Below are 1,173 nucleotides of genomic sequence, written 5' to 3'. Positions count from 1 at the left end.
AGCGAAATAATCAGGTACAGCAGCGCATGCACCGGATTGGTGTGGGTGACGACCCGCAAGGTTGCGAGGATGGCTATCAGGCCACAGATATAAAAAGCGAATTCCATTGCCCTCTCCTTACGGTAACAGGCTCTTGACGTCGATTGGCTTAGCTTCGTTTTCCGCTTCACCTTTATCTTTGCCGTCGATTGCCATACCCGCCATCCGGTAGAAGTTATATTCCGGGTATTTGCCCGGACCGGAAATCAGCAGATCCTCTTTTTCGTACACCAGATCCTGACGCTTGTATTCACCCAGTTCAAAGTCCGGGGTCAACTGGATCGCCGTGGTCGGGCACGCTTCTTCGCACAGGCCGCAGAAAATGCAGCGTGAGAAGTTGATGCGGAAGAACTCCGGATACCAGCGGCCATCTTTGGTCTCTGCTTTCTGCAGCGAGATACAGCCCACCGGGCAGGCTACCGCACACAGGTTACAGGCAACGCAGCGCTCTGCACCGTCCGGATCGCGGGTCAGCACGATGCGGCCGCGGTAGCGCGGCGGCAGATAGACCGGCTCTTCCGGATACATCCGGGTTTCACGTTTGGCGAAGGCATGCAGGCCAATCATCCAGATACTACGGACCTGGGTGCCGAACCCCACCAATAATTCTTTTAAGGTCATGTTCAATTCACCCCTTATTGCGCCTGCCAGAGAATGACAGCCGCCGTTACCAACAAGTTGACCAGCGTTAACGGCAGGCATACCTTCCAGCCAAAGGACATTACCTGGTCATAGCGCGGACGCGGTAATGATGCGCGGATCAAAATGAACATCATCATGAAGAACGCGGTTTTCAGCGCGAACCAGATGAAAGGTGGTAACCACGGGCCATTCCAGCCGCCGAAGAACAGCGTGACGATCAGCGCTGAAACGGTGACGATACCGATGTATTCACCGACGAAGAACAGACCGAATTTCATGCCGGAATATTCAATGTGGTAACCATCGGCCAGTTCCTGCTCCGCTTCCGGCTGGTCGAACGGGTGACGGTGACACACCGCCACGCCGGCGATGGCGAAAGTGACGAAGCCGAAGAACTGCGGGATGACGTTCCACAGATGCGCCTGGTTGTTGACGATATCGGTCATATTGAATGACCCCGCCTGCGCCACCACGCCCATCAGGGAGAGACCG

2 protein-coding genes and 1 pseudogene are annotated in these 1,173 nt (G+C 55.5%); all 3 read right to left on the bottom strand.

The annotated features are described in order from the left end of the window. Positions 1–107: pseudogene (locus AACG97_RS00255) on the bottom strand (NADH-quinone oxidoreductase subunit J); the annotation flags it as partial. 10 nt (positions 108–117) lie between these two features. Beyond that, the gene (gene nuoI / locus AACG97_RS00250) at positions 118–660 is read right to left on the bottom strand and encodes an NADH-quinone oxidoreductase subunit NuoI (protein ID WP_008803948.1); all 543 of its coding nucleotides are present in this window, start codon (positions 658–660) and stop codon (positions 118–120) included. Between the two features lie 14 nt (positions 661–674). After that, positions 675–1,173, bottom strand: a 499-nt coding sequence (locus AACG97_RS00245) for an NADH-quinone oxidoreductase subunit H (RefSeq protein ID WP_338463240.1), incomplete at its 5' end; no start/stop codon positions are given.

This window comes from Pseudomonas sp. Nvir, from assembly GCF_963778085.1.
GTDB classification, from domain to species: domain Bacteria; phylum Pseudomonadota; class Gammaproteobacteria; order Pseudomonadales; family Pseudomonadaceae; genus Aquipseudomonas; species Aquipseudomonas juntendi.
Note: the sequence above shows the minus strand (reverse complement) of the source record. Positions and strands in the feature narration are given on the sequence as shown.